Raw genomic sequence first — 22,849 nt, forward strand, 5'->3', positions numbered from 1 at the left:
CGATTCCGCTCAGGTGTGCTGATCGAGGAAGGCGGTCAGCTGCGACTTGGACAGGGCGCCGACCTTGGTGGCCTCCACGTCCCCGTTCTTGAACAGCATGAGCGTCGGGATGCCGCGGATACCGAACTTGGGCGGCGTCGACGGGTTCTCGTCGATGTTCAGTTTGGCAACCTTGACCTTGCCGGCGTATTCTTCGGCGATTTCGTCCAGAATCGGCGCGATCATCTTGCAGGGACCGCACCACTCCGCCCAGTAGTCCACCAGGACCGGCTGGTCGGACTTCAGGACGTCCTCGTCGAAACTCGCGTCCGATGTATAAATGATCTTGTCGCTCACTCCGCGTCCTCATGACGTTGGTATGGCACGGTCGACCGGGGCAGGGGAAAACCGCGTGTCCCGGGACCACGTACGCCGTACTATCGACGAAGATGACGGGAAAGTTCAAGTAAAACAGCGAAGCCCGCCCGGGAGCCCCATGACAGACGCCGCGCACGAACCCGCCCAGCCCGCATTCGACCGTTTCGATCTGCCCGAGGCGGTGCGCGCGGGGGTGCGCCGTGCCGGATTCGATACCTGTACTCCCATCCAGGCGCAGGCGCTGCCGGTGGCCCTGGCGGGGCGCGATGTGGCCGGGCAGGCGCAGACCGGAACCGGCAAGACCGCCGCGTTCCTCATCGCGACGTTCAACCGGCTGCTGCGCCAGGCCGCGGCGGAACACCGTCGCGCCACCGACGTGCGCGCCCTGATCCTCGCCCCGACGCGCGAGCTGGCGGTGCAGATCCACCGCGACGCCGAACTGCTGGGCGCCGATACCGGCCTGAAGCTGGCACTGGCCTACGGCGGCACCGACTACGATCGCCAGCGGGAAGCGCTGGCCGCCGGCGCCGACGTGCTGATCGGCACCCCGGGGCGCATCATCGACTACTTCAAGCAGAAGGTCTTCGGCCTGAAGCACACCGAGGTGGTGGTGCTGGACGAGGCCGACCGGATGTTCGATCTGGGCTTCATCAAGGACGTGCGCTTCCTGATGCGCCGCTGCGCCCCGCCGCAGGAACGGCTGTCCATGCTGCTCTCGGCGACGCTGTCGTTCCGGGTGATGGAGCTGGCCTACGAGCACATGAACAACCCGGAGAAGGTGCAGATCGAGGCGGAGACCCTGACTGCCGACCGGGTGCGCCAGACCGTCTACTATCCGGCCAACGACGAGAAGATCCCGCTGCTGCTGGCGCTGGCGCGGGATCTGGCGCCGGAACGGGCGATCGTGTTCTCCAATACCAAACACGGAGCGGAGAAGGTGGCCGACTGGCTCAATGCCAACGGCCACGCCGCCGCGCTGCTCTCGGGCGACGTGCCGCAGAAGAAGCGTTCGAAGCTGCTGGAGGGCTTCGCCGCGGGTGAATACACCTTCCTGGTGGCGACCGACGTGGCGGCCCGCGGCCTGCACATCCCCGAGGTGACGCATGTGTTCAACTTCGACCTGCCGCAGTCGGGCGAGGACTACGTGCACCGCATCGGGCGTACCGCGCGCGCCGGTGCCGAGGGCGACGCGATCAGCTTCGGCTGCGAGGACTCGGCGTTCTACCTGCCCGATATCGAGTCCTACCTGGGCGAGCGCATCCCCACCGAGAACATCGACCGCGCCGCCCTGCCGCAGGACCTGACCCGGCCGCAACCGCGCGAGCGCAAGCCGCGCGGCGGGCCCGGCGGCGGCCGTGGCGGGCCCCGGCGCGGCGGCTCCTCGGGGCGTTCCCGCGGCAACGGCCGCGGCCGCTGAGTCCGGCGCGCCGCCCGCGATGGAGACCCTGGACCTGCAGGTCGGCGATTCCTTTCGCCTGGGTGCGGATATCGAGGTCGTCGTGGTGCAGGCCGGGTGCGACGGGCAGATACGCCTGGTTGCGAATGCCCCGGGTCACCGCGTGCAGTGGGTCGACAACGAACTGCTGATCGACCGCCACATCCGCGTGCGCTTCGACGAGAGCCACCCCGGCCGGGTCCTGGTCGAGTCCGCCACGCCCGTCACCGTGATCCGCGGCGACGCCCGCTGAGCGACCCTTCCCTCGCCTGTCGTTTCCTCTTCGGCGCGGCGGTTCCATCAGGGATTCCGGTCCGATGTCCGCCCGCTTGTTGACAATGATTCAATAATCGTTGAACCATTGAAAAATGGACAAGCTGACCGCCACCTCCATGTTCGAGTCGCTGGCCTCCGGTGTCCGTCTGGACATCGTGCGTCTGCTGGTTGGTCACGGACGCGAGGGGCTGGTCGCCGGCGAGATCGCCCGGAAACTGGAGCTGCCACGTAGCAACCTTTCGTTCCACCTCAAGACTCTGACCCGGGCCGGCCTCGTCACCGTGACCCAGGAGGGGCGTTACCAGCGCTACCGGGCGGATCTGGCCGCGATGCAGGATCTGGTGGCCTACCTGACCGCGCACTGCTGCGCGGCCGAGGAGGGCGAGTGCGAGCTTTCCGGGGTGGAGACCTCCTGCTGACATGAACGATCGCAACCAGTCCGCCGAGGAGATCTCGGCGACAGAAGGCATGGGTCTCTTCGAGCGCTATCTGAGCGTATGGGTGGCGCTGTGCATCGTGGCGGGCGTCGCGCTGGGGCAGTTCTTCCCCGCGGTGCCGGAGACGCTGTCGCAATGGGAGTACGCGCAGGTCTCGATCCCGGTGGCCATCCTGATCTGGGCGATGATCTACCCGATGATGGTGCAGATCGATTTCTCCGCCATCCTCGGCGTGCGCCGCGAGCCGAAGGGCCTGACCGTCACCACCTCGGTGAACTGGCTGATCAAGCCGTTCACCATGTTCGCGATCGCCTGGTTCTTCTTCATGGTGGTCTACGCCGCCTGGATCCCGGAGGATCTGGGCCGCGAGTACCTGGCCGGGGCGATCCTGCTGGGGGCCGCGCCGTGTACCGCGATGGTGTTCGTCTGGAGCTATCTCACGCGTGGCGATGCGGCCTACACCCTGGTGTAGGTGGCGGTGAACGACATCATCCTGCTGTTTGCCTTCGCGCCCATCGTGGTCCTGCTGCTGGGGATCTCCGATATCTACGTGCCGTGGGACACGGTCGCGCTGTCGGTGCTGCTGTACATCGTGATCCCGTTCGCGGCCGGCTACCTGTCACGTATCTGGCTGATCCGCAGAAAGGGCATCGAGTGGTTCGACAACGTCTTCATGAAACGCATCGGCCCGGTCACGCCCATCGGGTTGCTGGTGACGCTGGTCCTGCTGTTCGCCTTTCAGGGCGAGCGCATCCTGGCGAATCCGGGGCATATCGCCCTGATCGCCGTTCCGCTGATCATCCAGACCTTCCTGGTGTTCTACATTGCGTATTACTGGGCGAAGGCGTGGCGTGTGCGCCACGCGGTGGCGGCCCCCGGTGCGATGATCGGCGCCAGTAACTTCTTCGAGCTGGCCGTGGCGGCCGCGATCGCGATGTTCGGCCTGCAGTCCGGTGCGGCGCTGGTGACGGTGGTTGGCGTGCTGGTGGAGGTGCCGCTGATGCTGGCGCTGGTGCGCATCGCGAATCGCACGCGCCACTGGTTCCCGACCAACAACGAGGCGCCGGGCACGTGACCACCGTGTCCCTCAGTGACGCGGCGCGCGACTGGCTCGCCGGCCGGAGTGCCGAGATGACGCTGCGGCTGTCCGCCCGCCAGGGCTGCTGCGGTGGCCAGGCGGGCGTGCCGGTGGCCGAGCCGGGCGCACCGCGCTCGACGGACGGGTACGCAAGGACGCAGATCGAGGGCATCCACGTGTACGTGGCCGAAGACATGGGCCCGGGTCCGTACCGGGTCGACCTCGAGGGCTTCTTCCGCTGGCGGCGTCTGGTGGTGGAAGGCGAGATGGGCCAGGCGCAGGAGTAGACGATGCTGGAGTGAGCCATGAGTGAAGTACAGCGCAGCCTGAAGGTCCCGGAGCTGGAGCAGGCCTTCATGAACGACGATCACCACGAAGCCGCCCGGTTGCTGGAAGCCGTGGGCCGGGCCCGCGAGGAGGGCGACGACCACGCCGCGCGGGAGGCGTTCGCGGCCTTCGTCGAGTTCAATCGCGAGCACTTCGCGCGCGAGGACGAGCTGATGGAGCGGGTCGGTTTTCCGCAGAAGGACTACCACCGGCAGGAACATGCGGCCCATCTGGCGCGCTGGGAAGCCCTGCTGGCGGGGCTGGAGGACGGGTCGCTGCAGGGCGCGGATCTGGTCTCGGCACTGGATGACGAGATCATCCCCTGGTACCAGCGCCATTTCACCACCATGGATGCCCTGCTGGCGCGGTTCGCCGAACGTGCCGCGGGGGAGTAGTCCCTCCCGGCGGGAATCCGCTGAACGAAGCTGGAACGAAAAAGGGCCGGCACACGCAGTGCCGGCCCTTTTCTCTGGTCTGGTGCCGACGGAGGGAATTGAACCCCCGACCTATCGATTACGAGTCGATTGCTCTACCTGCTGAGCTACGTCGGCCGAGCGGGACATCATAGCGAAGCGGGGCTTCGCCAACAATGCCCCGGGCCGGGGTGCCGCCGGCAGGGGGTCGAACAGGCCCAGCAGGGCGCGCCAGCGCGGGTCCTCCGGGTGACCGGCGGGGCTGGCGTCGGTGATGCGGATGATGGTTTCGCCGTCCGGGGCGAACAGCGCCAGGCCATGGCGGGCGCCGGACGAGGCGGGCCGACGGAAGACCCAGGTTCCGGCGATGGACTCGCGGCGGATGTTCAGACTGAAATCGGGGTCGAGAATGTTGAAGGAGGTGCGTGTGGGCGCCAGCCGTGTGACCGGGCCACTGTACTGCTGCCGCACGCCTTGATTGGCGAGTTCGATCCGGAGGCCCAGCGCGTCCTCGGCGGCGTACATCAGGACGGTGTCGAGGGCCTCCTGTCCGACCGGCCAGGCGCGTTCCGGTCCGGCAAGGCGCAGGGTCTGTTCGGGCGTGCACTGAAAGCACGCGGACAGTTCGTGGATGGTGTCCGGATGGCGGGAAAGGTCCCATGCATCGCGCAGGTCTTCGCAATCGACGGCGGTATCCGGGCGCGTTCCCGGAGCGGTGGAGATGGTGACGGTCATTCCGGGCCGCTGGTCCACTGCGGCGAGGCGGCGCAACACGCGCTCCCATGCCGCTGCGTCCCCGTGGGGAGTGCGTTCCAGGGTCAGTACCGGCGTGCCGTCGGGGGCGAAGATGCACACGCGTGATTGTGGCCGGCCGGGATCGTTGTCCTCTTCCCGGATGACAAGCGCCTCGTGCCATTGTCCGAGGTCGGCGTACAGGTCCCGGAGGGTCGGCAAGGTGGTTACGCGCCGGGCAAGGCCCGCGTGGCGGTTGCGTGTGCGCAGGCGCAGGGGAGCCGCTGCGTTCAGTTCTGTCAGGAGGCTGTTCCAGTCCCGGCGCAGACGGAAGACCGGGCCGCCGGGACCGGTGCAGCGTGCGGCGACGATTTCGCCTTCGGAGCTGCCGAGCTGCGATGCGGCTTCCCGGAGCCCGGTGCGCGGGTTGCGGTCGCGCAGTTCATTCCAGGCGCGGGCAAGCTGGGGCGGTGTGGGTCGCATGGCAAAACGGCGTTGCGGTTCGGATGCCGGATTCAGTGTCTGCATGGTGTTCTCCAGTGCCCTGGCACGGGCCGGGGCGGATGCGCGGTTCCGAAAAAGGCAGCCTGGCTGGCAACCGGGAACACCGGGCTGGCTGGGCAGCAATAATGCGAAGAAGAAGGTCTTTCCAGTCGAGCACAGCCTTTCTGCGTCCGACGTGAGGAAAGTTAAATGAAAAGCATTCCCATTTCAAGGGCGAGATCAGGAACCGCCGGATTCGGGATTCCGGAACCCGATGGTGTTCACGAAAATTCGGAGAGGTGGGGCGTGCGTCGCCCCGGGGATCAGCTGTCGCCGGACTTCTGTCCGGACCCGACCCGGACGATGACGTCCACGCTCAGCACGTCGGTACCTTCGGGCAGCGGCGGCAGGTCGTTCACCTGTACCTGGGCCGGTTCCACGTCCTCGAGCTGGCCGCTGTCCACGTGGAACAGGTGGTGGTGCGGGGCGCGGTTGGAGTCGTAGAAGACCCGCGACGGGTCGACGATCACTTCGCGCACGAGGCCCTTCTCGGCAAACAGCTTGAGAGCGTTGTACACCGTGGCCTTGGACACGCGTGACTCCTGGCGCGTGAGCTGCGCGAGGATGTGGTCGGCGCTGAGGTGCTGGTTGCGGGCGAACAGCACTCGGACGATCTCGATTCGCTGTTCGGTCGGCGAGATGCGGTAATCGCGCAGCAGGGCGCGCGCGTCATCGATTCCCAGCAGATCGGGTTGGGGGGTTCGGGTGCTCATGTTTCCAACATATAACAGCGAATTGGACAGAGTCCAGTTCTGTTTTGGGAAGAAGGCATACGCCGACTCGGCGCGGCAAGCTGATAGAATGCCGCCGACAGAACGAAGCCGGGAACGAGCAAGGGATGGAGCGGGTGATGGGAATCGAACCCACGTTCTCAGCTTGGGAAGCTGATGTTCTACCATTGAACTACACCCGCCTGGCCACGAATTGTATGCGCGTACGCGCCCCGGCTCAATGCCCGAATCACCAACGGTATGACCCATGCAGATCAAGTTGAACGGAGAAACCTGCGAAATTCCTGCGGATCAGGAGCCGCCGACGGTGGCGGACCTGATTCAACAGCGCGGCTTTGGCGGTCGGCGACTGGCCGTGGAGGTCAACGAGATGCTCGTGCCCCGCAGCGAGCACGCCGAGCGGCGGTTGCAGGAGGGTGATCGTGTCGAGGTCGTTCAGGCCATCGGCGGTGGCTGATATTCTTGCCCGCAGTTGTATCCGCATCCGCACCCGCAATCGATAACCGAGGAGCATGCATGAGCCAGATGGCCGCCGGATCCGCCGACGATCCGTTTCACGTCGGCGAGCGCCGTTTCCAGTCCCGTCTGCTGGTGGGCACGGGCAAGTACCGCGATCTGGAGCAGACCCGCGAGGCGATCGAGGGCAGCGGTGCCGAGATCGTGACCGTGGCCATCCGCCGCACGAACATCGGCCAGAACCCCGACGAGCCGAACCTGCTCGACGTGGTCCCGCCGGATCGCTACACCCTGCTGCCGAACACCGCGGGCTGCTATTCCGCGGAAGACGCGGTGCGCACCTGCCGGCTGGCGCGCGAGCTGCTCGACGGGCACAACCTGGTCAAGCTGGAGGTGCTGGGCGACGAGAAGACCCTGTACCCGGACGTGTTCGAGACGGTGAAGGCCGCCGAGACCCTGGTGAACGAGGGCTTCGAGGTGATGGTGTACACCACCGACGATCCGCTGCTGGCGAAGCGTCTGGAGGACATCGGTTGCCGGGCGATCATGCCGCTGGCCGCGCCGATCGGCTCGGGTCTGGGGATCCAGAACCGCTACAACATACGCGAGATCGTGGAAAACGCGTCGGTACCGGTGCTGGTCGACGCGGGTGTGGGTACGGCGTCGGATGCGGCCATCGCGATGGAGCTGGGCTGCGACGGAGTGCTGATGAACACCGCCATCGCCGCGGCCGACGATCCGGTGCGCATGGCCCGTGCGATGCGTCACGCGATCGTGGCGGGCCGCGAGGCCTGGCGCGCCGGACGCATGCCGGCACGGCGCTATGCCTCGGCCTCCTCGCCCGAGACCGGGCTGTTCTTCGCCGGCTCATGACGGTCCCGCACGAATCGCACGACAACCGGCCCGCTGACGGGGACGGGGGGCGCCCGGCGCACCATCGCCGGGTTCGCTCGTTCGTGCGCCGCGAGGGGCGTCTGACCACCGGCCAGCAGCGCGCGCTGGATGAGCTCTGGCCGCGCTTCGGCCTGGATCCGGCGCCCGACGCCGGGGTGCTGGATCTGGCGGCGGTCTTCGGCCGCGAGGCGCCGGTGACCCTGGAGATCGGTTTCGGCGACGGCGACAGCCTGGCCGAACAGGCCGCGGCGGCGCCGGAGCGCGATTTCATCGGCACCGAGGTGCATCGCCCCGGGGTCGGGCACCTGCTCGGCGAGATCGAGCGTCGGGGGGCTGACCAACCTGCGGGTCTCCGATCGCGATGCGGTGGAGCTGCTGGAGGCGCATTTCGCGCCGGCCAGCCTGGACACCGTGCAGGTGTATTTCCCCGACCCCTGGCACAAGAAGCGCCATCACAAGCGCCGCCTGATCCAGCCGGGGTTCGTGCGCGCGCTGGCGGGCTGGATGCGGCCGGGCGGCTGGCTGCATCTGGCCACCGACTGGGCGGACTACGCCGAACACATGCAGGAGGTGATGGCCGGGGCGACCGAGTGGTTCGCGCCGGACGGCCCGGTGCCGCGCCCGGAACGCCCGGCCTGGCGCCCCGAGACCAAATTCGAGCGCCGCGGGCTGCAGCGCGGGCATGCAGTGGCGGATCTGGTGTACCGGCGCACCGAGGCCCCCGCCCCGGCGGAGTGAAGCGGCGGCTCAGCCCTTCTTCTTGACCACCAGGACCGGGCAGCGCGCCTGACCGACGACGCGTTCGGAGACCGAGCCCATCAGCAGCCGCTTGAGCCCGGTGCGGCCATGGCTGCCCAGCACGATCAGGTCGCGATGCTGGCGCTCCGCGATCTCGATCAGGGTGACCTCCGGGCGGCCTTCCTCGAACAGCGCATCGGTTTCCACGCCCGCTTCGCGGGCCTCGCCCTGCAGCCGCTGGATCGCGTCCACGCCCTCCTGGCGCCGGGCCTCGCTCTGTCCGGGCACGGCGACCGAGGCCACGGTCAGCGGCAGGCTGCAGTGCTGCGCGAGCTCCACGGCCGCACGCGCGGCCTTGTCGCCCAGTTCGGAACCGTCGGTCCCTACCAGCAGGCCCTGGCGCGGGGCTTCGGTGTCGCGCGGGACGACCATCACGTTACACGGCGCGAGTCCGATCACCTTGGCGGTGGCGTCGCCCACCATGAGGCGGGCCATCTCGCCGCGGGTGCGCCGGCCAATCACGATCAGGTCGGCTTCGTGCTCTTCCGCCACGCTGACGATCTCCTGATGCCGGTCGACCCCGTGGCGCAGGATGGCGGAGACTTCCAGGCCTGCCTCGCGGGCGCGTTTCTCCAGCGTATCCAGGTCACCCTGGGCCGCGACGCTGGCGTCGTGGCTGCGCCGCGGCGAGAGGGCGTCGTGCTGGGTGTCGGTCGGGATGATGCGCACGATCCGCAGACGTGCCCCGCAGCGGCCGGCCAGCTCCAGGGCCACGTTCTCCGCGGCGGTGCTGTATTCCGAGCCGTCGGTGGCGACGACGATGGTGCGAAACTGGGGCTGGTTGCCGGTGGACGCCGCTTCGGCCATGGCGGTTTCTCCTTCTCGATCGATTTCCCCAGCATACCGGAGGGGACACGGCCTGCGCACGCCTTCCGCTCGGGCGCATTTTTGCGTCCGGCCCGTCGGGATGGAATAATCCTGCGCTTTCAATGGGTGTTGTCTGCGGAGTTCCGCCCGGCCAGCGTGGCCCGGTGCTCCGCGCGGTGTCGTGACCGGACGACGCGCCCGTGCTTCCCGTGCCGGCGGACTGATTCCGCCGGCCTTGCTCCTTCAGGACTGGCGGTTCATGGAAAATCTGACGCTGACCACCGAAATGATCGTGGTGCTGGGCCTGCTCGCCTTCACCATCTTCCTGTTCGTCTCCGAGATCGTGCGGGTCGATCTGGCCGCGATCCTGGTGATGGTCCTGATCGGGCTGATCCCGCTGGTGTTCGGCGTGGTGCCGCTGCTGCCCGAGCTCGGCGAGCTGGTGGCGCAGGACGAGCTGTTCAGCGGGTTTGCCTCCAATGCGGTGATCTCGATCATCGCGGTGATGATCATCGGTGCCGGGCTGGACAAGACCGGGGTGATGCACAAGGTCGCCAGTTTCATCATGCGCGTGGGCGGCACCGGGGAGAAGCGCATCATTCCCACGGTGTCGGGCACGGTCGGCGTGATCTCCAGTTTCATGCAGAACATCGGTGCGGCGGCGCTGTTCATGCCGGTGATGAGCCGCATCTCCAGCCGTCTGGGTATCCCGCTGTCGCGCCTGCTGATGCCGATGGGCTTCGCCGCGATCGTGGGTGGAACCATCACCCTGGTCGGTTCCAGTCCGCTGATCCTGCTGAACGACCTGCTGCCGGATGACATGGAGCGTTTCGAGCTGTTCGATGTCACGCCCATCGGCCTGGCGCTGCTGGCCACGGTGATCGTCTATTTCGTGCTGCTGGGGCGCTACGTCCTGCCGTCGGTGGGCGCGCAGCCGACCGCGACCGAAGGCACGCGGGACTATTTCCAGCGGGTCTACGGCCTGTCCTACGGGATCCACGAAGTGCGCATCGCCGAGAGCGATCCGCTGGTGGGCCGGACGGTCGCCGATGTCGAACGCGAGACCGGTGTGGCGATCGTCGGTTCGCATGCGCGTGACGAGCTGCGCATGGCGCCCTGGACCGGCTACGAGATTCAGCCCAATTCGCGCCTGGCGGTGCTGGCCAGCCCGCGGCGCATGGAGGAGCTGGGCCGGAACCTGAAACACGCGCCGTCCAGCGACCTGGACGTGTTCGCCAGCGCCCTGGACTCCTCCCAGTCCGGGATCGCCGAGGTCGCGATCTCGCCGGGGTCCAACCTCGCCGGCAAGACGGTGACCGAGGTCGCCATGCGTCAGACCTACGGGCTCTCGGTGATGCGCATGCAGCGCGGTGGCGAGGTCTACCGCGAGGGCCTGCGCGACATCCCGCTGGAGCCGGGCGACATCCTGGTGGTGCACACCACCTGGACCTCGCTGGCGCGTCTGGAGAAGGACCGCGACTTCGTCGTGATCACCTCGGACTACCCGCGCGAGGAGCTGCGCCCGAGCAAGGTCCCGCACGCGCTGGGCTTCCTCGCGGTGGCAGTGTCGCTGATCCTGTTCACCGACCTGCAGCTGTCGATCGCGTTGCTGACTGGGGCCATGGGCATGATCCTGACCGGCGTGCTGAGCCTGGACGACGCCTACAATTCCATCAGCTGGAAGACCGTGTTCCTGCTGGCCTCGCTGATCCCTCTGGGCATGGCGGTGGAGAATACCGGCACCGCGGCCTGGATCGCGCAGAACACCCTGGACATGCTGGGCACCGTGCCACCCTGGGTGCTGCAGGCCACGATCTTCGCGCTGGCCACATTCTTTACCCTGGTCATGTCCAACGTGGGCGCGACCGTGTTGCTGGTGCCTCTGGCCATCAGTTTCGCGACCGCGGCCCAGGCCGCGGGCATGGACGCCGACCCGCGCGTGTTCGCGATCACCGTGGCCATCGCCACCTCCAACTCGTTCCTGATCCCGACCCACCAGGTGAACGCCCTGATCATGGGCCCCGGCGGCTACCGGGTGAAGGACTACATGAAGGCCGGCAGCATCATGACGATCCTGTTCGGCGTGGTGGCCATGTTCATGATCAATCTGGTCTTCTGACCCCGATTTGCTGACGTTTGTAACGCTTGATTGCGTAAGGAGAGACTCTCATGTCCCAGAAACATCCCGTGATCGCCGTCACCGGTTCTTCGGGTGCCGGCACCTCCACCGTGAAGCGCTCGTTCGAGTCGATCTTCCGCCGTGAGCAGATCAACCCCGTGGTGATCGAGGGCGACAGCTTCCATCGCTATGACCGCAAGGCGATGAAGGAAGCCATGCAGAAGGCGGCCGACGAGGGGAACCCGCATTTCTCCCACTTCGGCCCCGAGGCCAACCTGTTCGACCGCATCGAGGATCTGTTCAAGACCTACGGCGAGACCGGCCAGGGCGAGAAGCGCTACTACCTGCATTCCGACGAGGAAGCCGAGCAACACAACCAGCGTCTCGGCACCAACCTCGGTCCGGGCGAGTTCACCCCGTGGGAAGAGATCGAGCCGGGTTCCGACCTGATGTTCTACGAAGGCCTGCACGGGCTGGTGGCGGACGGCAACATCGATGCCTCGCAGCATGTCGATCTGGGTATCGGCGTGGTGCCGATCGTGAACCTCGAGTGGATCCAGAAGATCTTCCGTGACAACCTCGAGCGCGGTTACTCTGCCGAGGCGACCGTGGACACGATCCTGCGGCGCATGCCGGATTACGTGAACTACATTACCCCGCAGTTCTCGCGTACCGACATCAACTTCCAGCGCGTGCCGACGGTGGATACCTCCAACCCGTTCATCGCCCGCGACATCCCCACCCCGGACGAGAGCATGGTGGTGATCCGCTTCAGCGATCCCAAGAAGTTCGGCGTGGACTTCCCCTACCTGCTGAACATGATCCCGGACTCGTTCATGTCCCGGCGCAACACCATCGTGGTGCCCGGCGGCAAGATGGCTCTGGCCATGGAAGTCATCCTTGCCCCGATCATCCACGACATGCTGGCGCGTCGCGGCTGATCGCGAGTGCATGGCGCGGGCTGCGGGCCCGTTGCAGGGGCCGCGACCTTCGGGTCGCGGCCCTTTTTGTTGCTGCGGATCGCACGGCGCCGGGGCGCTCTTTTTCAACGCGCCGCCGCTTTCGGATAGGATTGCCTGCCTGTTCCCGAGATTACGGAGTTGCCGTGTTCGGATTGTTCGGCCCGCGTCCGGCGCGCCAGATGGAGCGTTTCCGCGCCCGCTACACCGGGCGTTCGCTGATCGTGCACCGGGGATTTTCCGGCGACTGGCTGGAGGAGCTGCTCAAGCAGCCCGGAGGAGGCGGACATTTCCGCATCGACAGCCGTCGTCTGCCGGCCGGTCGGGGCGCGACCCCGGTGGAATGGCTGGTGCAAACCCATGTTCTGCCGCTGGAGCTGCCGCAGCCGCTGTTCCTCGACATCCGCGAGGACGCGGTGCTGGCGCGGCATCTGGTGCGCGGCGAGCACGTGGTGCACCCCTCGGAGATCGCCTGGTTCCAGGAAGAGCTGGACACGCGGCATCACGCCCGTCTGGAGTTTGTCGGGAACGAACACATGCGGGCGGAGGTCGGTATCCCGGTCGAGGACAACGAGGCCCTCAGCATGCTGGAGCATCTCGGACTATGAACGCGAGCCAACCTTTCCTGTGTGCCAGCGCCACCGGCGAGGAGCCACGGGCGCTGGCCGCCGAGCTGGCCGATCAGCTGGGCGAGCTGGCCCCGGCGGCCGACGGGCAGGTGCGCGTGGGCTTCATCTACGTCTCCGATGACATCGCCCGCAACGCCCGGCTGCTGCTGCGCGAGCTGGGCCGCCGGCGGCCGATCGACCATTTCGTCGGCGGCATGGGGATCGCGGTCATGGGCCGCGAGCACGAGTATTACGACGATCCCGCCGTCACCCTGATGGTCGGGGAGTTGCCGGCGGACTCCGTGCGCCTGATCCGGCATCCGGTGCGCTCCTTCGATGAACTGACCCGGGCCCTTGAGGGCTTTGTCGATCCGGCCACGCCGGCGCGACTGATTCTCAACGCCGATCCGCGCCTGGAAGACGTCGAGGGGATCCTGACCCGTATCGGCGAAGAGACCGCATGGTTCGCGACCGGCGGGATCAACTCCGGCGCGGACGACGCGGTCCAGATCGCCGATGGCGTGATGAGCTCGGGCATCACCGGCCTCGTGCTGCGCGACGACGTGCCGCTGGTGGCCCGCCACACCCAGGGCTGCACGCCGCTGCCCGGGCAGCACGAACTGACCGAGACCTGGCGCAACATCATCGTCCGTCTTAATGGCGAACCGGCACTGCCGGCGTTCCGGCGGATCATCGGCGACGTGCTTTCGCGCGATCTGAAGCGGGCCCTGGGGTACATCCAGATCGGGTTCCCCATCCCCGCATCGGATACCGGGGACTATCGCGTGCGCAATATCACCGGCGTCGATATGGACCAGGAGCTACTGGCCGTGGGCGAGACCCTGGAGCAGGGGTCACGGGTGCTGTTCGTGCGCCGCGACGGCCAGTCGGCGCACGAGGACCTGGAGCGCATGCTGCAGCAGATCCGTGAGCAGTGCCCGGAAGGGATCCGCGGGGCGATCTACGTGTCCTGTCTGGGGCGCGGACGGCATCAGTTCGTGCACGCGGACGTGGAGCTGGGCACCGTGCAGCGGGTCCTGGGGGACGTGCCGCTGGTGGGCTTCTTCGCCAACGGTGAAATCTTTTCCAACCGTCTGTACTCCTACACCGGCGTGCTGACGCTGTTCACCTGACAACGCCCCGCCGGGGCAGGGGAGAGGCATGGAGTATCGCAAGCTGGGACGCACCGGCATCGACGTGAGCCTGATCGGCCTGGGCACCATGACCTGGGGCGAACAGAACACCGAGGACGAGGCCTTCGAGCAGCTGGACTATGCGCTGGAGCGCGGCATCAACCTGATCGATGCCGCGGAGATGTACCCGGTGCCGCCGCGGGCCGAGACCCAGGGGCTGACCGAGCGCTACATCGGCAACTGGCTGCGCTCGCGCGGCTGCCGCGACCGCGTGGTGCTGGCCTCCAAGGTCGCCGGGCCGGGCATGGACTATCTGCGCGGCGGCACGCAGCTGACCCGCGAGCACGTCGAACAGGCCGTCGATGCCAGCCTGGAACGCCTGCAGACCGACTGCATCGACCTCTATCAGGTGCACTGGCCGGCGCGCTCGACCAACTTCTTCGGCAAGCTGGGCTACGTCCACGATCCGGACGACCGGGCCACGCCGATCGAGGAGACCGCCGCCGCGCTGAAGGACGTGGTCGCCAGCGGGCGGGTGCGCTACATCGGCATCTCCAACGAGACGCCCTGGGGTTTCATGGAATGGCTGCGCCAGCACGAGCGCGGGCTGGCCGAGCGCATCGTTTCCATCCAGAACCCCTACAGCCTGCTGAACCGCAGCTTCGAGGCCGGTCTCGCCGAGATGGCGATCCGCGAGGATGCGGGCCTGCTGGCCTACTCCCCGCTGGCCTTCGGCATGCTCTCCGGCAAGTACCGCGAGGGGCGCAAGCCCGAGGGGGCGCGCCTCACGCTGTACGAGCGCTTCCAGCGCTACAGCAACCCGCAGGCGCTGGCGTCCACCGAGGAATACGCCCGGCTGGCCGAGAGCCATGGCCTGACGACGACCCAGCTGGCGCTGGCCTTCGTCAACCGGCAGCCGTTCGTGACCAGCAACCTGATCGGTGCGACCACCATGGAACAGCTGCGCGAGAACATCGACTCGGTGAACGTGGCCCTGTCCGACGAGATCCTGCAGGCCATCGAGGACATCCACGCCCGCTACACCTACCCCAGCCCATAGTCCGGGGGCGGCGGCGTGGAACTGTTCGACACCCACGTCCATCTCGATCTGGATCCGTTCGATCCGGACCGCCCGGCGGTGCTGGATCGCGCCCGCGCCGCCGGGGTCACGCAGATGGTCCTGCCCGGCGTGACCCGTGACCGCTGGGCGGACATGGATGCCCTGGCTCGCCGCGAGCCGGGGCTGTATGTGGCCCGCGGCCTGCATCCGGTGTTTCTCGAACAGCACGCCGACGCGGATCTGGACGCCCTGGACGCCGCCCTGGATGCCGATCCGCAGGCGGTGGCGGTGGGCGAGACCGGGCTCGACGGCTTCGTGGCGGGGCTCGACTTCGACACCCAGTGGCGGTTCTACACCGCGCAGCTGGCCATCGCGCATAACCACGACCTGCCGGTGATCCTGCACTGCCGGCGCGCGGTGGATGCGATCCTCAAGGGGCTGCGCCAGCACCCGGGCGTGACCGCCATCCTGCACAGCTTCTCCGGCAGCGAACAGCAGGCGCGACAGGCGGTGGATCTGGGCTGCGTGCTGGGGTTCGGCGGGCCGGTGACCTTCGATCGTGCGCGGCGCCTGCAGCGGATCGTGCGCGACCTGCCGGAGGAGGCCCTGGTGCTGGAGACCGACGCGCCGGACCAGCCGCTGGCCGGGCATCGCGGCGAGCGCAACGAACCGGCGATGATCGCCGGGGTCAACGCGGCCGTGGCGCGTTTGCGCAACACGGACCCCGTCAGTACCGCTATACTCACAACCCGGAATGCACGCCGGGTTTTCCGGCTGGATACGGTCCGGACCAATGAGCGGCACTGACGAACTGCCACACGACGCCTATACCGAACGCACCGATCTCCTGCTGGGGGCGGATGTCACTGCCGGCCTGCGCGACCGGCATGTCTTCATTGCCGGGCTGGGCGGGGTTGGCAGCTATGCCGCGGAGGCCGTCGCCCGTGCCGGGGTCGGCCGCATGACCCTGGTCGACCACGATGTGGTCGCGCCGTCCAATCTCAATCGCCAGCTGGTGGCCCTGCGCTCCACGGTGCAGCATCCCAAGACCGACGTGATGGCCGAACGCATCCGCGACATCGATCCGGCGATCGCGGTGACCGTCCGGCGCGAGTTCCTCAACCCGGACACGGTCGCGGAGCTGATCCCGGAGGATGCCGATTACGTGCTGGACGCAATCGATTCCATCGCCTGCAAGGCCGCCCTGGTGGCCGGCGCGCAGGCTCGCGGGGTGCGGGTCATCTCGGCCATGGGGGCCGGCGGCCGCATCGACCCGCGCGCGGTGCGCGTGGGGCCGCTGGACGGCACCCGGGTATGCCCGCTGGCGCGGCAGATGCGCAAGCGCCTGCGGCGGCTGGATGCGCGCCTGGACTATCCGGTGGTGTTCTCCATCGAGAACCCGAGCAAGGGCACCGAGCACCGGCCGGTGGACGGGCCGCTGGGCGGGCGGCCGCGCTCGGTCAACGGCACCATCTCCTATCTGCCGGCGCTGTTCGGCCTGACCGCCGCCGGCGAGGTGATCCGCAGTCTGATCGACCGCTGAGGCTGGCTCTTTCGCCTGCAAGCAGGCTCCTGCATTATCTGGTTGCATCGCCCCGTCTGCGGGAGCGCGCTCGCACGCCTGGTTCGCCTGCAAGCAGGCTCCCACCTTTCCGGTTGCATCGCCCCGTCGCCCCATCAATCCATCTGTGGGAGCGTGCTCGCACGCGAACCGGCAGGGCCCCGGGGTACTCAGCCCTTGCGCCGCTTGCGGCTTTCCTCGGCGTGCTTGAGCACCAGGGCGAGGTTCTGTTTTTCCACCTCGGTCACCTGCGGGTCCTGGTTCACGGCCTGGCGCAGGTGCCCGATCAGCTGATCCAGTTCCTCGCGGCTGATCTGCTGGAAGTTGAAGCCGCCGCCGTAACGGGATTCCAGTTCGTCCCAGTAGTCGGCCAGCGGCGGGCGGTATTCGTCGGTCATGCGTGTCTCCCGGTGGGCCCGGCGTGTGTGTGCGCCGCAGTGTAGCGGCTAGAGGCGCGCCTGTCGGCCTGCCGGCGACCCGCGAGTTTCCCTCCGGCGGCGGGTTGCGGTGTAATGGCGCCCCCGAACCGTACTGTCTGCGAGCCGCATGCCGATTACCGCCATCTATCCCGGGACCTTCGATCCCGTTACTCACGGGCACACCGACATCGTGCGTCGCGGCGCCTGCCTGTTCGACCGGGTGGTGGTGGCGGTGGCCGCGAACCCCGGCAAGAGCCCGGCGTTCCCGCTGGAGACCCGCGTGGAACAGACCCGCGAGGCGCTGAAGGACGTTCCGCGGGTGGAGGTGATCGGGTTCGACTCCCTGCTGGCCCATTTCGTGCGCGAACAGCAGGCCACGGTGATCCTGCGCGGCCTGCGTGCGGTTTCCGACTTCGAGCACGAATTCCAGCTGGCGGCCATGAACCGTCAGCTCGCGCCCGAGGTCGAAACCCTGTTCCTGACACCCGCCGAGGAATACAGCTTTGTCTCGTCCAGTCTGGTACGGGAAATCGCGCGCCTGGGCGGCGATGTCTCAAAATTCGTGAGCCCCGGGGTGGCGCGCATGCTGGCCCGGGATCCCGGGGTGGCCGACTGACCGCTCGCACCCCTTCCTGGCCCGAGGAGGAAAAGCCATGGCCCTGATGATCACCGACGAATGCATCAATTGTGACGTCTGCGAACCCGAGTGCCCGAACGAGGCCATCTACCCGGGCGACGAGATCTACGAGATCGATCCCAATCTGTGCACCGAGTGCGTGGGGCATTACGACGAGCCGCAGTGCCAGCAGGTCTGCCCGGTGGACTGCATCCCCCTGGATCCGGATCACAAGGAGACCCGCGAGCAGCTGATGACGAAATACGAAGCCCTGATGGCGGCGAAATAGCCGGGGCGGCCTGTCATGCGGCGCCACCTCCTGACCGTCACGCTGTTCGGGCTGCTTGCGGCCCCGCTGGCCTCCCCGGTTGTTGCCGGGCCCGCCGACACGTCTGCCGATACGCCCGGCGAACACGCCGTCGCCACCGCCCACCCCGAGGCCACCGCGGCCGGCGAGGCGATCCTCGCCGACGGCGGCAATGCGTTCGACGCGGCGGTGGCGATCACTGCGGCGCTGGGCGTGGCGGAGCCCTATGGCTCCGGGCTGGGCGGCGGGGGCTTCTTTTTGCTGCACGAGGCGGACAGCGACCGCACGCTGATGCTCGATGCGCGCGAGACCGCGCCCGCCGCGGCCGATCGCGACATGTACCTGGACGAGGACGGCGAGGTTGTCGACGGGCTGTCGCTGGACGGGGTGCTGGCCGCGGGTATCCCGGGGATGCCGGCGGGCATGGATCATCTGGCGACGGAGTACGGTGCGCTGTCGCTGGAACGCAGCCTGGCCCCGGCGATTCGCCTGGCGGAGGAAGGCGTGACCGTCGGGCCGCGTTATCAGCAGATGGCCGAGTTCCGGCTTCAGGCGCTGCGCGACGGCGCCGATGCCGCAGGGATCTTCCTGCGCGACGGCGGGCCGCCGGAGGCCGGCACGGAGCTGGTGCAGCCGGATCTGGCCGATACCCTGCGGCGCCTCGCCGCCGAGGGCCGTGACGGCTTTTACACCGGCGAGCTGGCACAGACCCTGGTGGAGGGCGTGCGCGAGGCCGGAGGGATCTGGAGCACCGAGGACCTCGCGGGTTACGAGGTGGTGGAGCGCGATCCGGTGCGCCTGGAGTGGAACGGCGCCGAGATCGTGACCGCCGCGCCGCCGTCTTCCGGGGGCGTGGCCATCGGCCAGATCCTCAACATCCTGTCCTTCCACGATCTGGACGCGATGGAGGAGGACGCCCGCATTCATCTGATCCTGGAGGCGATGCGCCGGGCCTACCGTGACCGCGCCGAGTACCTGGGCGACCCCGATCATGTCGACATGCCGCTGCAGCGGCTGCTGTCACGCGATTACGCGGCCGGCCTGCGCGCCGGGATCCACCCCGGTCAGGCGACACCCAGCGACGGCCTGCCGCCGGTGGTGGAGCCAGGGAATCGTCCGGGGATCGATGGCGCGGCGGAGAGCCCGCAGACCACGCATTTCTCGGTGATGGACGCCGACGGCAACCGCGTGGCCGCGACCCTGACGCTGAACTACCCGTTCGGCTCCGGCTACGTGGTCCCGGGCACCGGCGTCCTGCTGAACAACGAGATGGACGACTTCTCCGCCAAACCGGGCGAGCCCAACGCCTACGGCCTGATCGGCTTCGAGGCCAATGCCATCGCCCCGCAGCGGCGGCCGCTGTCGTCCATGAGCCCCACCTTCGTGGACACCGGCGATCGCGTGGCCATCCTCGGCACCCCGGGGGGCAGCCGCATCATCACCATGGTGCTGCACGGCATCCTCGGCGTGGTCGACGGTCAGCCGATCGACGAGGTGGTGGAGGCCCCGCGCTGGCACCACCAGTACCTGCCCGACCGGGTCGAATTCGAGACCGGGGCCTTCGACACCGAGCTGCGCGGCAAGCTGGTGCAGCGTGGCCATCGTCTGACCCCGCAGGTGCGCCCGTTCGGCGACATGCAGGCGGTGCTGTGGGAGCGCGAGGCCGGACGGCTGGAGGCGGCCTCGGATCCGCGCGGCGAGGGCGAGGCGCGCGTCTTCGAACGCTGAGCCCCGGGTCAGCGCTGGCAGCTCGGGCAGTAGGCGCTGGCCCGCTGACCCACGCTGCGGGTGCGGATCGGCGTGCCACACACCCGGCAGGGCTCCCCGGCGCGCCCGTAGACCTGCAGTTCCTGACGGAAGTAGCCATGGCTGCCGTCCTCGCGCAGGAAATCGCGCAGGGTCGTGCCGCCGCGTTCGATGGCGGCGGCCAGCACGGCCTTCACGTGGCCGGCCAGATGGCGGTATTCGGCGCGGGTCACGCGGCCCGCCGCGCGGCCGGGGCGCACACCCGCCAGAAACAGTGCCTCGGTGGCGTAGATGTTGCCAACGCCGACCACCGTGGCCTGATCCATCAGAAAGGCCTTGACCGGACCGCGGCGGCCGCGGCTGCGCCGGAACAGGTAGTCGCCGTCCATGTCCGCGTCCAGCGGTTCCGGCCCCAGGCCCTCCAGCAGCGGATGGGTGGCGGGGCCGCCGTCCGGCGCGGGATCCAGTGGCAGGCAGCAGCCGAAGCGTCGCGGATCGTGCAGACGGATCTCGCTGCCGCTGTCGAGGACCAGACTCAGGTGATCGTGGCGCCGCAGCGGCGTATCAGGGGCGCAGTGGCGCAGGCTGCCCGACATCCCCAGATGCAGCAGCAGTCCGGTAGCATCGGTATCCAGCAGCAGGTACTTCGCCCGCCGCCGCAGGCTGCGCACGGTGGCGCTGGCGATCCGTGCCGGGAGATCCGCCGGGACCGGCCAGCGCAGGCGCGCGTCGCGAACTTCGAGTTGCAGGATGCGCCGTTCGCGAAGCAGGGGTTCGAGGCCGCGCCGGGTGGTCTCCACCTCCGGCAGCTCAGGCATGCACGCCCTCGATCTCGATCAGCAGCTCCTGGCGGCAGACATCGCCGCGTACCCATTGCACCGGCGGAGTCCGTTCACCGTAGTGCTCGCGCAGGATCGCCTCCACGGTGTCGCGATGCTCCGGGTGGCGCAGGTAGACCCGCAGCCAGCGCAGCCCGGGCAGATCGGTTCCGCCCTCGGCATGCAGGGTGTCCAGGTTGGCCAGGGTCTCGCGGGTCTGCGCGGCGATATCACCCGGGTGCCGGCTCTCGTGCCCGGTGATGCTGGCGGTGCCGGAGATCAGCAGCATCGGGCCGCGCGGCGTCTCGATACGGGTGGCGCGGGCGAAGCTGGGGCTCTTCGGGCTGTAGCGTTCGGGGTAGTGGTACGCGCTGACCTGGCGCGGGTTTTCCACCGGGGTTCCGGGTTCGCGCGCGGCGATGGCGTGCACGAACAGGCCGGCGTGGTCGGATCCGATCGCGGTGGCGGCGGGCATGCCGCCCAGCGGGATTTCCAGGGCCTCCAGGGCCTCGGCGCGCCCGGTGCAGAAGGCCTGATAGCGTTCCAGCCCCTGCTCCGGCTCGTGGATGCGGCCGAAGAAGTTCCACATGCGCAGCAGGTACGGATAACCTGCCTCGCGGCAGGCCGCGACCAGGTCCCGGTATACGTCCCGGGTGCGTTCGCGCAGGTCGTCGTCGGGGCCTTCCCGCGCAAGGAACAGGACGTCGCCGCAGACCATCCGATAGAGGCCCCCTTCTCCGGACGGGGCGCTGCTCGCCGGCCCGGCGAACCAGCGTTCCTCCGGCGGGTCGGGGTCCAGCGAGGCCAGCCCCGGATCGATCGCCAGGGTCGTGCCGTTCGCTCCCGCGCAGCGGATACCCGGATCGTTCGCGGGCCGCAGGCTCAGGCCCGCGGGCTCCGCGGATGCGGTATCCGCGGGCGTCAGGCGTGTGTCCAGATCAATGGTCATGCGCTGCTCGCTCCCTGCATCTCCACCAGCATGCTCTCCGTCCAGCGTACCGCTTCCATGTACAGTCGCCCGGCGACCTGGGGTGACACCGGCGAAACCTCGAACGGGAACCGGCGATCCGGGTCCTCGAAGGTCTCGATGATCCGGGGTACGGCGCCCAGCTCCCCGCTGTGCTCCAGCAGGGCATCCTCCATTGCCGGGCTCAGGTTGAGCTCGCCCAGTACCCGGTGCAGAGGAATGCCCAGCACGCGGTCCAGCCCCGACAGCAGGCCGAGGGTGAAGTAGCGCTCGGACTCGTTCGGCACGCCCGAAGGCGCGGCGAGCAGCGCGGCCATGCGTGCCCGGATCATCACCTGTTCCAGGCCCTGGCGCTGCGGGGTGCTGGTGCGCAGGGCGGCAACCATCGCCAGCGAGCGCACGCGGTCGGTCCCCAGCAGCACGATCGCCTCGCGCAGGGTCTCGATCGGGCGGCGGTGTCGCAGCAACGGGCTGTTGGCCTGGCGCAGCACATGGATGGCCAGATCGGGGTGGGCATTGATCTGTGCGGCCAGCTGCTCGGCCGACATCTCCGGATCCTGCAGTTTCTCGATCAGCTGCAGCAGGCCGACTTCCAGCTGCTCCAGGCGCTGGCCCTCCACCACGTTGGGGTAGGACAGGAAAAAGCCCTGGTAGTACAGGAAGCCCAGCTCGCGGCAGGTCGCGTAGGTAGCGGCGTCCTCGACCTTTTCCGCCAGCAGCTCCACGTTGAAGGGTCGCAGGCGCTCGATCTCGGCGCGCAGGCTGTCGCCATCGAACGCCAGCAGGTCCAGTTTCACGATGTCCGCCAGCTCGATCAGGGGCGAGTCCTGTTCGCGGAACTGGTAATCGTCGAGGGCGATGCGGAAGCCGTGTTCCTTCAGCCGGCGCACGGCGGCGATGACCTCGTCGTCCACCACGATGTCCTCGAGGATCTCGAGCACTACCTGTTCGGGCGGCAGGCTTTGCAGGACCTCGTGATCGAGGAAGCCGCGCGGCAGGTTCACGAACGCGAGGTGTTCCCCGACGAGGTTCTCCATGCCGATGTCGATGAAGGCGCTGTGCAGCAGGTCGGAGGTCGCGAGATCGCCGTCCACCACGTTGGCCTCGCTGGCATTGGCCCCGGCCCGGAACAACAGTTCGAACCCGATGGTGCGTTCCTCGCCATCGAAAATGGGTTGCCGTCCGACAAAAATTGGCTGCATGCTTATTGTCTGCAAACGATGTGGATGGGTCCTTCCTGCGGGACACGGGC

Annotated in this window: 25 protein-coding genes, 2 tRNA genes and 2 pseudogenes; 19 read left to right on the plus strand and 10 right to left on the minus strand. The window is 68.0% G+C overall.

Translation table 11 applies throughout. The features are described 5' to 3' along the window. Positions 1–9 precede the first annotated feature (9 nt). Positions 10–336: a thioredoxin TrxA gene (gene trxA, locus F788_RS0108270; protein ID WP_018869015.1), complete on the minus strand. Its 327-nt coding sequence runs from the start codon at positions 334–336 to the stop codon at positions 10–12. 139 nt (positions 337–475) lie between these two features. On the opposite strand from trxA, the gene F788_RS0108275 reads away from it, so the two are divergent. From F788_RS0108275 to F788_RS0108300, 6 genes and pseudogenes are all read left to right on the plus strand, one after another. After that, positions 476–1,774 carry a DEAD/DEAH box helicase gene (locus F788_RS0108275; RefSeq protein WP_019589860.1) on the plus strand — a complete coding sequence of 433 codons (1,299 nt, stop codon included), beginning with the start codon at positions 476–478 and terminating at the stop codon, positions 1,772–1,774. A gap of 19 nt (positions 1,775–1,793) precedes the next feature. Beyond that, positions 1,794–2,045, plus strand: a complete 252-nt coding sequence (locus F788_RS0108280) for a hypothetical protein (protein ID WP_019589861.1) — start codon at positions 1,794–1,796, stop codon at positions 2,043–2,045. Between the two features lie 115 nt (positions 2,046–2,160). Further along, positions 2,161–2,487, plus strand: coding sequence for a helix-turn-helix transcriptional regulator (locus F788_RS0108285; RefSeq protein ID WP_019021542.1), 327 nt, complete (start codon positions 2,161–2,163; stop codon positions 2,485–2,487). Position 2,488: 1 nt separating this feature from the next. Further along, positions 2,489–3,580, plus strand: a pseudogene (gene arsB, locus F788_RS13380) (ACR3 family arsenite efflux transporter). After that, positions 3,577–3,870 (plus strand): CC/Se motif family (seleno)protein, encoded by a 294-nt coding sequence (locus tag F788_RS0108295; RefSeq protein ID WP_019589864.1) that lies wholly within the window; start codon positions 3,577–3,579, stop codon positions 3,868–3,870. Before arsB ends, F788_RS0108295 begins: the two are co-directional and overlap by 4 nt. 18 nt (positions 3,871–3,888) lie before the next feature. Then, positions 3,889–4,305, plus strand: a complete 417-nt coding sequence (locus F788_RS0108300; RefSeq protein WP_019589865.1) for a bacteriohemerythrin — start codon at positions 3,889–3,891, stop codon at positions 4,303–4,305. An 80-nt stretch (positions 4,306–4,385) separates the two neighbouring features. On the opposite strand, the gene F788_RS0108305 is transcribed toward F788_RS0108300, so the two are convergent. From F788_RS0108305 to F788_RS0108320, 4 genes are all read right to left on the minus strand, one after another. Then, a tRNA-Thr gene (locus tag F788_RS0108305) sits at positions 4,386–4,461 on the minus strand. Beyond that, complete coding sequence (locus F788_RS14280) at positions 4,417–5,583, minus strand: ChuX/HutX family heme-like substrate-binding protein (protein ID WP_081622832.1); 1,167 nt, start codon at positions 5,581–5,583, stop codon at positions 4,417–4,419. Before F788_RS14280 ends, F788_RS0108305 begins: the two co-directional genes overlap by 45 nt. A 278-nt stretch (positions 5,584–5,861) precedes the next feature. After that, positions 5,862–6,311 (minus strand): Fur family transcriptional regulator, encoded by a 450-nt coding sequence (locus F788_RS0108315; protein WP_019589866.1) that lies wholly within the window; start codon positions 6,309–6,311, stop codon positions 5,862–5,864. A gap of 126 nt (positions 6,312–6,437) precedes the next feature. Next, positions 6,438–6,511, minus strand: a tRNA-Gly gene (locus tag F788_RS0108320). A gap of 65 nt (positions 6,512–6,576) precedes the next feature. Between F788_RS0108320 and thiS the strand changes: the two genes are divergently transcribed. From thiS to trmB, 3 genes and pseudogenes are all read left to right on the plus strand, one after another. After that, positions 6,577–6,786 carry a sulfur carrier protein ThiS gene (thiS, locus tag F788_RS0108325; RefSeq protein WP_019589867.1) on the plus strand — a complete coding sequence of 70 codons (210 nt, stop codon included), beginning with the start codon at positions 6,577–6,579 and terminating at the stop codon, positions 6,784–6,786. Between the two features lie 59 nt (positions 6,787–6,845). Further along, positions 6,846–7,658: a thiazole synthase gene (locus F788_RS0108330; protein WP_019589868.1), complete on the plus strand. Its 813-nt coding sequence runs from the start codon at positions 6,846–6,848 to the stop codon at positions 7,656–7,658. Beyond that, a pseudogene (trmB, locus tag F788_RS13385) lies at positions 7,655–8,417 on the plus strand (tRNA (guanosine(46)-N7)-methyltransferase TrmB). Before F788_RS0108330 ends, trmB begins: the two are co-directional and overlap by 4 nt. A 9-nt stretch (positions 8,418–8,426) precedes the next feature. Here trmB and F788_RS0108340 read toward each other — a convergent pair. Beyond that, positions 8,427–9,284, minus strand: coding sequence for a universal stress protein (locus F788_RS0108340; protein WP_018869026.1), 858 nt, complete (start codon positions 9,282–9,284; stop codon positions 8,427–8,429). A 259-nt stretch (positions 9,285–9,543) separates the two neighbouring features. Between F788_RS0108340 and F788_RS0108345 the strand changes: the two genes are divergently transcribed. From F788_RS0108345 to F788_RS0108375, 7 genes are all read left to right on the plus strand, one after another. Beyond that, positions 9,544–11,403 (plus strand): SLC13 family permease, encoded by a 1,860-nt coding sequence (locus F788_RS0108345; protein WP_019589871.1) that lies wholly within the window; start codon positions 9,544–9,546, stop codon positions 11,401–11,403. Positions 11,404–11,453: 50 nt separating this feature from the next. Further along, the gene (locus F788_RS0108350; RefSeq protein ID WP_019589872.1) at positions 11,454–12,344 is read left to right on the plus strand and encodes a phosphoribulokinase; all 891 of its coding nucleotides are present in this window, start codon (positions 11,454–11,456) and stop codon (positions 12,342–12,344) included. Between the two features lie 164 nt (positions 12,345–12,508). Continuing rightward, entirely contained in the window at positions 12,509–12,970 is a 462-nt protein-coding gene (locus F788_RS0108355; protein ID WP_019021552.1) for a hypothetical protein, read from the plus strand. Next, entirely contained in the window at positions 12,967–14,103 is a 1,137-nt protein-coding gene (locus F788_RS0108360; RefSeq protein WP_019589873.1) for an FIST C-terminal domain-containing protein, read from the plus strand. The genes F788_RS0108355 and F788_RS0108360 overlap by 4 nt, the downstream gene beginning before the upstream one ends. Before the next feature lie 28 nt (positions 14,104–14,131). After that, entirely contained in the window at positions 14,132–15,163 is a 1,032-nt protein-coding gene (locus F788_RS0108365) for an NADP(H)-dependent aldo-keto reductase (protein ID WP_019589874.1), read from the plus strand. A gap of 15 nt (positions 15,164–15,178) precedes the next feature. Continuing rightward, positions 15,179–15,970: a TatD family hydrolase gene (locus F788_RS0108370; RefSeq protein WP_018869032.1), complete on the plus strand. Its 792-nt coding sequence runs from the start codon at positions 15,179–15,181 to the stop codon at positions 15,968–15,970. After that, positions 15,957–16,706: a ThiF family adenylyltransferase gene (locus tag F788_RS0108375; RefSeq protein WP_018869033.1), complete on the plus strand. Its 750-nt coding sequence runs from the start codon at positions 15,957–15,959 to the stop codon at positions 16,704–16,706. The genes F788_RS0108370 and F788_RS0108375 overlap by 14 nt, the downstream gene beginning before the upstream one ends. A gap of 188 nt (positions 16,707–16,894) precedes the next feature. On the opposite strand, the gene F788_RS0108380 is transcribed toward F788_RS0108375, so the two are convergent. Further along, the gene (locus F788_RS0108380) at positions 16,895–17,122 is read right to left on the minus strand and encodes a hypothetical protein (RefSeq protein ID WP_018869034.1); all 228 of its coding nucleotides are present in this window, start codon (positions 17,120–17,122) and stop codon (positions 16,895–16,897) included. 148 nt (positions 17,123–17,270) lie between these two features. Between F788_RS0108380 and coaD the strand changes: the two genes are divergently transcribed. The 3 genes from coaD to ggt are packed head-to-tail and all read left to right on the plus strand — an operon-like array spanning position 17,271 to position 19,794. Continuing rightward, complete coding sequence (gene coaD, locus F788_RS0108385) at positions 17,271–17,759, plus strand: pantetheine-phosphate adenylyltransferase (RefSeq protein ID WP_018869035.1); 489 nt, start codon at positions 17,271–17,273, stop codon at positions 17,757–17,759. Positions 17,760–17,796: 37 nt separating this feature from the next. Beyond that, entirely contained in the window at positions 17,797–18,048 is a 252-nt protein-coding gene (locus F788_RS0108390; protein WP_018869036.1) for a YfhL family 4Fe-4S dicluster ferredoxin, read from the plus strand. A gap of 15 nt (positions 18,049–18,063) precedes the next feature. Then, entirely contained in the window at positions 18,064–19,794 is a 1,731-nt protein-coding gene (gene ggt / locus F788_RS0108395) for a gamma-glutamyltransferase (RefSeq protein ID WP_019589875.1), read from the plus strand. Between the two features lie 8 nt (positions 19,795–19,802). Here the strand turns inward: ggt and mutM are convergent, their stop codons facing one another. From mutM to F788_RS0108410, 3 genes are read right to left on the minus strand one after another with little or no spacing between them, the layout of a single operon-like run. After that, a complete protein-coding gene (mutM, locus tag F788_RS0108400; protein ID WP_019589876.1) occupies positions 19,803–20,630 on the minus strand; it encodes a bifunctional DNA-formamidopyrimidine glycosylase/DNA-(apurinic or apyrimidinic site) lyase in 828 nt (275 codons plus the stop codon). Next, positions 20,623–21,579, minus strand: a complete 957-nt coding sequence (locus F788_RS0108405) for a hypothetical protein (protein ID WP_019589877.1) — start codon at positions 21,577–21,579, stop codon at positions 20,623–20,625. The genes mutM and F788_RS0108405 overlap by 8 nt, the downstream gene beginning before the upstream one ends. Then, entirely contained in the window at positions 21,576–22,799 is a 1,224-nt protein-coding gene (locus F788_RS0108410; RefSeq protein ID WP_019570623.1) for an EAL and HDOD domain-containing protein, read from the minus strand. The genes F788_RS0108405 and F788_RS0108410 overlap by 4 nt, the downstream gene beginning before the upstream one ends. Positions 22,800–22,849: the final 50 nt, after the last annotated feature.

Origin of the sequence: Thioalkalivibrio sp. ALE10 (assembly GCF_000381385.1) — a bacterium.
GTDB lineage: Bacteria > Pseudomonadota > Gammaproteobacteria > Ectothiorhodospirales > Ectothiorhodospiraceae > Thioalkalivibrio.

Excerpts from the sequence above, each read along its gene's own strand:
- F788_RS0108300 (WP_019589865.1), top strand. The coding sequence starts at position 3,889 with ATGAGTGAAGTACAGCGCAGCCTGAAGGTCCCGGAGCTGGAGCAGGCC.
- thiS (WP_019589867.1), top strand. The coding sequence starts at position 6,577 with ATGCAGATCAAGTTGAACGGAGAAACCTGCGAAATTCCTGCGGATCAG.
- coaD (WP_018869035.1), top strand. The coding sequence starts at position 17,271 with ATGCCGATTACCGCCATCTATCCCGGGACCTTCGATCCCGTTACTCAC.
- F788_RS0108360 (WP_019589873.1), top strand. The coding sequence starts at position 12,967 with ATGAACGCGAGCCAACCTTTCCTGTGTGCCAGCGCCACCGGCGAGGAG.
- F788_RS0108410 (WP_019570623.1), bottom strand. The coding sequence starts at position 22,799 with ATGCAGCCAATTTTTGTCGGACGGCAACCCATTTTCGATGGCGAGGAA.
- F788_RS14280 (WP_081622832.1), bottom strand. The coding sequence starts at position 5,583 with ATGCAGACACTGAATCCGGCATCCGAACCGCAACGCCGTTTTGCCATG.
- F788_RS0108405 (WP_019589877.1), bottom strand. The coding sequence starts at position 21,579 with ATGACCATTGATCTGGACACACGCCTGACGCCCGCGGATACCGCATCC.
- F788_RS0108280 (WP_019589861.1), top strand. The coding sequence starts at position 1,794 with ATGGAGACCCTGGACCTGCAGGTCGGCGATTCCTTTCGCCTGGGTGCG.
- F788_RS0108380 (WP_018869034.1), bottom strand. The coding sequence starts at position 17,122 with ATGACCGACGAATACCGCCCGCCGCTGGCCGACTACTGGGACGAACTG.
- F788_RS0108340 (WP_018869026.1), bottom strand. The coding sequence starts at position 9,284 with ATGGCCGAAGCGGCGTCCACCGGCAACCAGCCCCAGTTTCGCACCATC.
- F788_RS0108285 (WP_019021542.1), top strand. The coding sequence starts at position 2,161 with ATGGACAAGCTGACCGCCACCTCCATGTTCGAGTCGCTGGCCTCCGGT.
- F788_RS0108350 (WP_019589872.1), top strand. The coding sequence starts at position 11,454 with ATGTCCCAGAAACATCCCGTGATCGCCGTCACCGGTTCTTCGGGTGCC.
- F788_RS0108390 (WP_018869036.1), top strand. The coding sequence starts at position 17,797 with ATGGCCCTGATGATCACCGACGAATGCATCAATTGTGACGTCTGCGAA.
- ggt (WP_019589875.1), top strand. The coding sequence starts at position 18,064 with ATGCGGCGCCACCTCCTGACCGTCACGCTGTTCGGGCTGCTTGCGGCC.
- F788_RS0108275 (WP_019589860.1), top strand. The coding sequence starts at position 476 with ATGACAGACGCCGCGCACGAACCCGCCCAGCCCGCATTCGACCGTTTC.
- mutM (WP_019589876.1), bottom strand. The coding sequence starts at position 20,630 with ATGCCTGAGCTGCCGGAGGTGGAGACCACCCGGCGCGGCCTCGAACCC.
- F788_RS0108375 (WP_018869033.1), top strand. The coding sequence starts at position 15,957 with ATGAGCGGCACTGACGAACTGCCACACGACGCCTATACCGAACGCACC.
- F788_RS0108315 (WP_019589866.1), bottom strand. The coding sequence starts at position 6,311 with ATGAGCACCCGAACCCCCCAACCCGATCTGCTGGGAATCGATGACGCG.
- F788_RS0108345 (WP_019589871.1), top strand. The coding sequence starts at position 9,544 with ATGGAAAATCTGACGCTGACCACCGAAATGATCGTGGTGCTGGGCCTG.
- F788_RS0108365 (WP_019589874.1), top strand. The coding sequence starts at position 14,132 with ATGGAGTATCGCAAGCTGGGACGCACCGGCATCGACGTGAGCCTGATC.
- F788_RS0108330 (WP_019589868.1), top strand. The coding sequence starts at position 6,846 with ATGAGCCAGATGGCCGCCGGATCCGCCGACGATCCGTTTCACGTCGGC.